Genomic DNA, 8,800 nt, shown 5'->3' on the forward strand with positions numbered 1-8,800 from the left:
GGACTCAGCGCGGGAAACGTTCGGCGACCGCAGGGGAGACGGCCTGGCGCTTGGCCGGAAGAACGGTGCCGCCGCGCGGATCGGAGGTCGAGGTGACGAGACCGCGATCAGCCCAGGCTTGAAGGTCGTCAACGGAATAGACGACGCGGCCGCCGAGTTTGCGGTAGGTCGGGCCGGTCCCGTAGGTGCGATGCTTTTCGAGGGTGCGCTCGGAAAGCCCGAGGAAGCGGGCTGCCTCCTGCGTTCTCAGGTATCGTGGCGGTAGATTGGCGGCTTTTTCGGCCATGATCGAACCTCCGTGGTCTCGCGGGTGGCCGCTGCGAATAAGCGGCGGGTTGCGAGCACGGTGGCGCGAAGACGGCGCCCCGGACGATGTCGAAGTAAGATGCTAAAATCGACACGCGAGCGGGTATCAGCGATCCCGGCGTGGGCGACGCAGCAATGTCCGATAGCCGCCGCGAACGAGCTTCATGCCGTCGCGGGCAAGACGGATGGTGATCTCCCGGATCGGGTCGCCGACCCAGGATGCTGCATCGATCTTGTGCTGGGGGAAGAGATGCTCCGCGACGGTGCGGTAGATGGCGCCGCTCGCGCGCGCGTCGATGGCGCGCAACATCTGGCGGGCGCGCTGACGTCTTTGTGGCGTCAGGCGTGGATCGGGCGGCACGCGCTTGCCGAACATAGCGTGCCAGAGGCGTTCAACCGCGGTCAGCCGGTCGGGTGTCAGTTCATCGAACATGATGAACGCGCCAAGAGGGCGGGCATCATCAACGCCGATCAGGGCGACGTCGTGGGGTTCGCCGCGCAGTACGAGCCGGATCAGACCAGGATCATGCTCGATGATGGCGTGGGCGTGAAGATCCTCAACGCGGAGGCGGAGATGTCTCGCCGGGTTAGGTCCGACGGTGAACGGAAGTGTCGCGGGATCGGTTTGCGGGGTCCAGAAGATCGGCTGGATTAGCGCCGAGTTGCGAGGGTCGGCGACGAAATCGCAACCCCCATCGTTCAGCGAATTCCTGAGCGATAGCTTCGGTAAGGCGCCCGGTGGCTACCAAGTCACGGTATGCGTTCCGATAATCGGGGTTACGACGCAAGAACTCCCAAGCAAGATCGCCGGGGGTCAACTTATCGATGTAGTCATAGGCGGCCTCGGACCGCCAATCTTCATCTTCGGACATCCTTCTCTGCCTCTGCGCAAATTCGTGCAACGCGAGTTATGCGGCAGATACGATTCCCGGTTGAACGAGGCGGGGGAAGGACGAAGTGGGCGCGACGTGATGCGGTTTGCGCATCACCTTAATGAAGGCGACACTGAAGAAGCTCGCAGAAGCCGCTTTTCGTCATCCATTTCGCGCGGTCGAGATGGCTGGTGTAGACGTGCAAGGCGCGCTCCGGATCGGCGCCCGCATCGAGATTGAACAGCACCGCGACGACCTCACGCCAATCCGCGCCCTCACTCTCGGCGTCGAGCAGCCGGACGTAGAGCTTCAGATGTGCGTGGTCATAGGCCGTGAGCGCTGCCCCGGACGGCGGCTGATCAAGAAAGTCGTCTTTGGTCACAACATCCCCCGATCGCGAGATGTATCCAATCCGGAGGGAATTGTTAACGATGATTTTATCGGAAGGATGACGCAAGGCCCGGCTGCGGGAGGTTGAGCCAACGCGGCGAGGTGTCGAACGTCAGGTTTCCTTCTTTGCATCGACGAGTAGCACTCCCTTGCCCTGATCGGAGTTCAGGAAGACGATGCCGGCGCGTTCGAAGGCCCTTCGTACCTCATCGCGCGTACTCTCAAAGACCTCGAGACCACTGGTGGATTCGAGGCGCTTGAGCGCAGTCAATGAGACCCGGGCCTTGTCAGCGAGCGTCTCCTGTGTCCAACCCAGCAACGCGCGTGCGGCCCGAAACTGTCGGGCGGTGATCATGCATGATCACCTCCCATACGGACCTACGCGCACGCCAAAACTACGACTATAATAGTCGTTCTCGGCGTGATTTTCTAGCAAGAAGTGCCTGCGAGGGCTCGGTGCGATCCAAAAACGCGGCGACTGATTCGGTCGCCTGGCTGTCACAACCGAAGGCCCCGACCTTCCGGCCGGGGCCTTGCGCGGAGCCTCAGTCGCCGCGCCGCCCGTTGGGGCGGGACCAGATCAGCGAGAAGGTGTCTTCGCCTTCGTCGTCGAACAGGTTGGCGTAGATCGGTGCGTTGAAGCTCGGATCGTCGAGCTTGAGGCCCAGATAGTCGCGGCCCTCGTTGGAGCGCTTGGACCAGGCGGCGCCGATCTCGGCGCGGCCGACCAGGACCCGGTGGCTGGGAGCGTTCTCGCCGGTGGCGCGCTGGTCGGGGACGATGCGTACGTTCTTGGCCTGGACGCTGAGGGTGACGATGTCGCCGGTGAACTCGTTCGAGCCGCTCTTCTTGAAGGTGCCGATGGTCGCCATTGTAAGTCTCCGTTTTCCGTTCCCGAGCCGCACCATTGCGGCCTCGATGGCGATCGGTTGGCCGGAGGCGATCGACGGCGCACCCCGAAGGGGCCTGACAGCTAAGGAGGGCTTTCTTGTCTCGCGAGGAATGACGGCGCAGCCGGCAGGGGAAGAAAGTTTGACGCGGCTGTTGCGTCATAGGCGATCGAGGCGAAGCCGGCCTTCGGCCAGATCAGGCCATTGGAGAGGCCGTTTGGAGCGGTCGCGTGACGGACAGAAAGGAAGAGATGGCGGCCCGCCGCTGCCGCCAAGATGACATCGCCACGAACCTCACCGGCGAGCTGTCGTCCTTTGTCTGGGCCGATCACGGCATCCTGACCCGGCCTGCCTCCGGCGGACGTCCCCGCATCAACGGATCTCGGTTCTCGCTACGACGGCTGACGCTTCGCCTGCGCCCGCCGTGGGTCGCTCTCAGGGCCGAACGACGATCCGCTTTCCAAGCCCCGCAACCGCCCATTCTCCTGACGGGGATCGCCGCTTCGATCATCGCGCTGGCCCGCACCATGACGACATGCGTGACGTCAGGCCCGCGCGAGGTCCCGGCCGGTGGGGCCGCTGGCCGTGGCCATTCCCGCGACCCGGACGAAGGCCGTGATGCCGACAGCGATGGCCCCGACGACGGAGAATGTGATCTGCCAAGCGTCCGACGGCATCAGGTGCTTCACGATGCCATGGGTGGCGTGGAAGCCCGCGACGGCGGCGGGCGCGACGAAGATGACGGCGACGCAGAGCTTCAGCCACATCGGCCGCGCGAAGGTGATGAGGAGCTGGCCGACCGCGAAGGTGACGGCCGCGGCGACGAGGCCGACCAGGATCGCGCCGGGAATGCCGGCGCCGGTGCCGTGGGCCCAGGCTCCTGCGGCGAAGCCGACGAAGGCCGGCAGCGCGAAGACGGCCAGCGTGAACAACAGCCAGCAAAGCAGGCCTATTGCTGCGAGGGATGCGAGTATAGCGAGGATGATCATAGTGGTGGCCTCCGTGCCAAAAGGTCTGACGGTTGCGCCTGCCACCACCACCACGGCGCGACCGCACTATAGCTGAAGGTCGACTGCGCCGGGAGCGGAAATCGCGGCGGATTTCCGCTTCGGCGGACCGGGTTGCCCCGGTCAGGCGAAAGGATCGATCTCATGGACAATCGCGGCGGTGTCGCCGTCGTACTCGCTGGCGGGCATCACGGAATGCGTGCCGTCGCCGGCCTGGAAGATGACGATGGCGGCCATCAGCGAGGTGGCGAGGCTGAAGGCGAAGGCATGTGCTTGCTTGAGGGACATCGACCCGGCTCCTGTTTCGAGCGGAGGACCATCCCCCGCTGACAGGCGCCCGAAGTGTCGGACTGGTCGCTGCAATCACCGCGCAGGCGCAGCCGCAGCGGCGGCATGCTCGCATAGCCGACCCTTTACGGGTTGATGGCACCAAGCGGCCAGTCTGACCAAGGATCAGCGCAGAGAAGCGGGTGTGGTGCTCGGCGCCGCGAGCCGGTCCTGTCCCGTCAGTCGGGAAGCACCTGCATTCGCCATGCCGGTGCGTTGGCGATGAAGTCCCGGTAGGCATAGTTGATAAGGTCGCGAACCAGCTCGAGCAGCCCGCCGACCGGCAGTCCGTCGAAGGGATCGCCATGCGCCATGCCGTTGCGCCGCTGGCTGAGGCTGGGCTTCGCGTCGCCGGTGACGAAGCCGATCGCGGTGCCGCCGGTGCGGACGGTCATCGGGATGTGCGCGTCGGTCAGGCCGTCGACGTCGACCATATGCTTCAGCAACGCCGCGAAGGGGCGGCTCTTCTTCGGAATCTTGTCGCCATATCGGTCCATCGTGGCGAGTTCGAGGGCGATCAGCGCCGCAAGCTCGCCGGCTTTCAGCACGTCGAGGTCGACCCAGCCCAGGAGGTAGAGCGTCTGCGCTCGTGCGAACTTCGCGCGCACGACGTCCGGGATGCGCTCGTCGATGCCGAGGCTGACGATGAATTTCCGCCAAGTCTCGGGATCGTTGAATTGAAGGAATCCACCGGGCATTCCCGGCGATGGCCAGGGAATGATGAGTGGTTCTGAGCGCGGCGGAAGGTCCAGGTCGAGATTCAGCGGCGTCTCCTTTCTGATATTCCGGCGCGCAATAATACTCGCGATCGGCAAGTATTGCGAAGTCTGACGGCGCTCACGCGCCGCCGAACTTCCAGACCGGGATGCCGAGCTTCTTGGCCTTGTCGGCGAGGTTGTCGTTGATGCCCGTGCCCGGGAAGTGCATCACGCCCTTCGGCACGATCTCCAGCATCTCGTCGTTGCGCTTGAAGGGCGCTGCGCGGCCGTGCTTCGTCCAGTCGGGCGCGAAGCCGATCTGCGGCACGTTGCGGTTCTTCGCCCAGAGCGAGGCGATCTTCTCCGCGCCCTTCGGCGACTTGCCGTGAACGAGGACCATGTCGGGGTGCTTCTCGTGCACCTGGTCGAGCTTGGCCCAGATCAGCGGGTGATCGTTGAAGTCGAGCCCGCCGGTGACGACGATCTTCGGGCCGGGAGGAAGAAGGACTTCCTGTTCGGCACGCTTCTTCGCCATAAGGAAATCGCGGCTGTCGATCATTGCCGAGGTGAGATTGCGATGGTTGACCTTCGATCCGCTGCGCGGGAGCCAGGGCTTGCCGACGTGGCGCTCGTAGTGCTCGGCGGCCTGGTCGCGCATGAGCTCGAAGGCGGCTTGGCGCTCGATGAGAGTCATGCCCTCGGCGATCTGGCGCTCGAGTTCGACCGATTTCACCTCGCTGCCGTCCTGTTCCCGCTGCGAGCGCTTCTGGGCCTGCTCGTTATCGTCGAGCTCGCGTGCGATCCGTTCGGTGGCGCGATGGAAGACGTTGACGGTCGACCAGAGGAGATCGTCGAGGTCGGGTTCGAGGCGTGTGTCCTCCAGCGTGACGATCAGCGCGTCGAAGATGTCGGCGACGGCGCCCGCGACTGCGTTTCCGTCCGGAAGAAGCCGCTGGTCCGGTTCGTCGGCGAAGGGCCGGTAGCCGTGGAGCTGCAATTCGTTGAGGACGTGGTCGGTGGGTGAGGATTCGTGGTGGGGTTCGAAGTCGTCGTGGTCGTCCATGGGATGCTCCGTCGGTAGGACCGCGACCGTCGCGGCCTTCATGGCGACGAAGCCCATCGGCGGGACGGCTCTGCACCCGGAGCGCAGCGAAGGGCAGGAGCGTCAGCGGAGGATGGCGAAGGCCGGCTATTTTGCCTCGCGATGGAAAGGCGCGGCACGCGCCGCCGGAAAATAGTCGGCCGCCGCCATTGCCGGGCCGGCCCGACTGTGGGCCGATCGCCCTCTCGAAGGCCGAGGCGCGGTCCTCTCAGACGGTATGGGGCATCCGGACGGGCCTGACGGCACCGCCGCCGCCTTCCTGCCTGCCGGCTATGCCACTAGCGCCATGAAACGCACCACGTCCTGCGGCCCGATCTGCATCCGGGTCTGGCTTCTGAGCGCGTCGATGCCGAGGGTGCGGAGATCCTCGTTGAAGTCGCCGAGCTGGGGCGAGATGACGATCGCCTCGATGCCGGCCGCGTTCGCCCGTTCGACCAGGCTGTCGCGCGCACCGTCACCGGCCGGATCGTCGTCGCGCAGGACGTAGAGCCGCCGCAGCGTGTCCGGGAACAGGATGGCGGCGAGATGGGCTGCGGAGAGCGCCGCCAGCATCGGCATGTCGGGCAAGACCTGCCTGACCGACAGTACGGTCTCGATGCCTTCGCCGGCCGCCATGACTTCGCCGCCCGTGCCGAAGCGCACCGCGTTGCCGAGAAGATCGCCCATCGCCCGCCTCGGCGTGTCGAGTGGCGCCTTGTCGCGGCGTCGCGGGTCGAGCCAGGTCCGATGCGCTCCGGTGATCCTGTCGCGGAGGTCGGTGACGGCTGCGATCATCGCCGGCCAGGTCTCGGTCGGAGAATGCTCGTCGGGCCGATAATAGCAGCGCGGGTGGAAGCGCAGGTTTCCGGTTCCGCGTAAATCCGTAATGCCGCGTTCGCGTAAGTACGATTGTACGAGCGTGCCGGTGATCGGCTGCGACATGCCGATCAGGCGGCGGGCTGCCTCGGGCGATCCGTGCGGCGCTGGCGCCTGACGTGGGTTCGCCGGCATCGGCGTGGATGCGGGCATGCTGAGGAAGGTCCGTGCCTCGTCGGCGACGTCCTTGAAGTCGATGAGGCCGCAGCTCTCCCGGATCACGTCGAGAAGATCGCCATGCTCGCCGGTCGCGGCGTCGGTCCATTTGCCGGCCGGACCTTTCGGAGAGTCCTTGAGCCGCACATACATCGAGCGACCGGGCGTGTTGCGCACGTCGCCGACCAGCCAGTAGCGGCCCTCGCGCCGCCCGCTGGAGAGGTAATGGCGACACACCGCCTCGGCCTGCCGGCCGAGACGCTGCGCGAGATCGGAAGCATCGCGACGCGACATCACGCGGCCTCCCGTTCGGAGATGCGCGCCACCGGATAGGTGTCGAGTAGCTTGGTGAGGATGCTCACGCCGCTGGCGTCGGCCGGTACGAAGAAGCGGAGCTTCCACGAGATGATCTCGCTGAACAGGCCATAGGCCCGCAGCCGCTCGCGCATCGCCTCGGTGAAGCCGGTCAGCTCCAGGCGATAGGCGCTCATGACGCGGGCGCGGCGAAGCTGGAGGCCCTCGGCGAGATCGAGGACCGTACTGCCCTCCATCAGCGCGGCGAAGGCATGTTCCGGCGTCAGCGTGCTCGCCCCCTGCGAGGCGGCGTTGGCGGCCCAGGCCGGCGAGACCCGGCGGCCGATGATGCGCTCGCCCGCGTCGGTCTGGAGCCGATACACCCGCGTCGACTCGTCCGGCAGGCGCTTCCAGATCGGCAGCAGCAGGCCAGCGACGATGTGGATCGTGCTGTCGGAGAACTCCGGGATGTCGGCAAGCTCCGCTTGCCATGCCGCGGCGAAGCGAGCGCGATCAGCTTCCTCCCAATGGCTTTCGTCCATCATGCGCAGTGGCGCATAATGCTGCTCCATCGGCCGGATCAGGCAGACGCGGCGTTCGATCTCGCCATCGTCGAGCATCATCGACGGCGCCGGCATCTGCACGGCGGAGCGCCCCGAGCGACCGTTCACCAGCGGGCGCGCGCGAGGATCGGCGAGATGGCCCAGTGCATCGGCGAGTGAGATCGGGCGATTGCGCTCCCGGCGTGTGATGGTGAGCAGCCGCGTCTCGGCGCCGGTGCCGGGATGGACGTGGATGACCTGGCTGTCGGTGACCACGAAGCTCTCGGCCTGCAACGTCTCCAGCCCGACGTCATAGTGACCGCTGCGGATCGCGCCCTCGATCTTCGCCGTCAGAAGCTGCTCGAACGCGGTGAAGAGGATACCCTGCAACTCGATGGTCAGCGCCAGCAGCCGGTTGAGGAAGGTCGTGATCGGCGGCAACTCATCCTTGATGCCGTTGTCGTCCATCAGCTTCAGGCCGGTGGCGGACTCGAAGCGATCGAGCGAGCAGCCCTCGACCTTGCCGCGCACGAGCAGCAGGTAGAGCTGGCGCAGCGCGTCGCGCGCATAGTGGGATTCGAGATTGTCCTCGGACCGGAACAGACCCTGACCGCCGGTCTGGCGCTGGCCGCGCGTGATGGCGCCGAGCGTGTCGAGCCGGCGCGCGATGGTCGAAAGGAAACGCTTCTCGGCCTTCACGTCAGTCGCGATCGGCCGGAAGAGCGGCGGCTGCGCCTGGTTTGTACGGTTGGTGCGGCCGAGCCCCTGGATCGCCGCGTCAGCCTTCCAGCCGGGCTCCAGGAGATAGTGGATGCGCAGGCGCTGGTTCCGGGCGGCAAGGTCAGCGTGGTAGCTGCGACCCGTCCCGCCGGCATCGGAGAAGACGAGGACGCGCTTGTCGTCGTCCATGAACGCGGCCGCCTCGGAGAGGTTGGCCGATCCCGCCCGGTTCTCGACCGTAAGGCGGTCGCCTTTGCGAACCACGCGCCGCGAGCGGCCGGTCACCTCGGCGACCACGTCCGTGCCGAACCGCTGGACGATCTGGTCGAGGGCTCCGGGCACGGGCTCCAAGGATGCGAGGCGCTCGATCAGCTCATCGCGGCGAGCGACGGCATCCCGGCTCTCGACCGGCTGGCCGTCCCGGTAGACCGGCCGCGACGACAGGTTGCCCTCGCTGTCGGAAAACGGCTCGTAGAGCTGTACCGGGAAGGAATGGGCGAGGTAGTCGAGGACGTATTCTTTGCAGTCGCAGTTTATGTCGAGCGTGGCGGCGAGAGACGCAGGTTTCCTTCGGTTTTCCATGATTTCACTCCAGATAATATGCGGGTTAGAGGGAGTGTTCGAAGACGGGTCAGGCCCGC

At 65.8% G+C, this 8,800-nt stretch carries 11 protein-coding genes and 1 pseudogene; all 12 read right to left on the reverse strand.

Annotation, left to right across the window (positions count from 1 at the left end; all coding sequences use genetic code 11):
* Nucleotides 1-4: 4 nt before the first annotated feature.
* On the reverse strand, nt 5-286 hold the full coding sequence (locus S2M10_RS16375; protein ID WP_099503675.1) for a helix-turn-helix domain-containing protein: 282 nt from the start codon (nt 284-286) through the stop codon (nt 5-7).
* Nucleotides 287-412: 126 nt separating this feature from the next.
* Nucleotides 413-739 (reverse strand): DUF2285 domain-containing protein, encoded by a 327-nt coding sequence (locus S2M10_RS22760; protein WP_210408505.1) that lies wholly within the window; start codon nt 737-739, stop codon nt 413-415.
* A 154-nt stretch (nt 740-893) separates the two neighbouring features.
* Nucleotides 894-1,178: a DUF6499 domain-containing protein gene (locus S2M10_RS22765; protein ID WP_246842050.1), complete on the reverse strand. Its 285-nt coding sequence runs from the start codon at nt 1,176-1,178 to the stop codon at nt 894-896.
* 118 nt (nt 1,179-1,296) lie between these two features.
* Nucleotides 1,297-1,560 (reverse strand): DUF2285 domain-containing protein, encoded by a 264-nt coding sequence (locus S2M10_RS22770; RefSeq protein ID WP_099503671.1) that lies wholly within the window; start codon nt 1,558-1,560, stop codon nt 1,297-1,299.
* Nucleotides 1,561-1,680: 120 nt separating this feature from the next.
* Nucleotides 1,681-1,923, reverse strand: coding sequence for a helix-turn-helix transcriptional regulator (locus S2M10_RS16390; protein ID WP_024021493.1), 243 nt, complete (start codon nt 1,921-1,923; stop codon nt 1,681-1,683).
* Nucleotides 1,924-2,113: 190 nt separating this feature from the next.
* Nucleotides 2,114-2,440 (reverse strand): DUF736 domain-containing protein, encoded by a 327-nt coding sequence (locus S2M10_RS16395; RefSeq protein WP_099503669.1) that lies wholly within the window; start codon nt 2,438-2,440, stop codon nt 2,114-2,116.
* A gap of 563 nt (nt 2,441-3,003) precedes the next feature.
* Complete coding sequence (locus S2M10_RS16400; RefSeq protein ID WP_099503667.1) at nt 3,004-3,447, reverse strand: hypothetical protein; 444 nt, start codon at nt 3,445-3,447, stop codon at nt 3,004-3,006.
* Between the two features lie 141 nt (nt 3,448-3,588).
* Entirely contained in the window at nt 3,589-3,753 is a 165-nt protein-coding gene (locus tag S2M10_RS16405) for a hypothetical protein (protein WP_162894760.1), read from the reverse strand.
* A gap of 218 nt (nt 3,754-3,971) precedes the next feature.
* Entirely contained in the window at nt 3,972-4,490 is a 519-nt protein-coding gene (locus S2M10_RS16410; RefSeq protein WP_247650863.1) for a hypothetical protein, read from the reverse strand.
* Nucleotides 4,491-4,629: 139 nt separating this feature from the next.
* Nucleotides 4,630-5,553 carry a DUF2493 domain-containing protein gene (locus tag S2M10_RS16415; RefSeq protein WP_099504010.1) on the reverse strand — a complete coding sequence of 308 codons (924 nt, stop codon included), beginning with the start codon at nt 5,551-5,553 and terminating at the stop codon, nt 4,630-4,632.
* Nucleotides 5,554-5,862: 309 nt separating this feature from the next.
* Nucleotides 5,863-6,897 (reverse strand): toprim domain-containing protein, encoded by a 1,035-nt coding sequence (locus S2M10_RS16420; RefSeq protein WP_099503665.1) that lies wholly within the window; start codon nt 6,895-6,897, stop codon nt 5,863-5,865.
* Nucleotides 6,897-8,699, reverse strand: a pseudogene (locus S2M10_RS16425) (strawberry notch C-terminal domain-containing protein); the annotation flags it as partial. The pseudogene S2M10_RS16425 and the gene S2M10_RS16420, both read right to left, overlap by 1 nt.
* Nucleotides 8,700-8,800 lie beyond the last annotated feature (101 nt).

This window comes from Sphingomonas sp. S2M10, from assembly GCF_012650175.1.
GTDB lineage: Bacteria > Pseudomonadota > Alphaproteobacteria > Sphingomonadales > Sphingomonadaceae > Sphingomonas.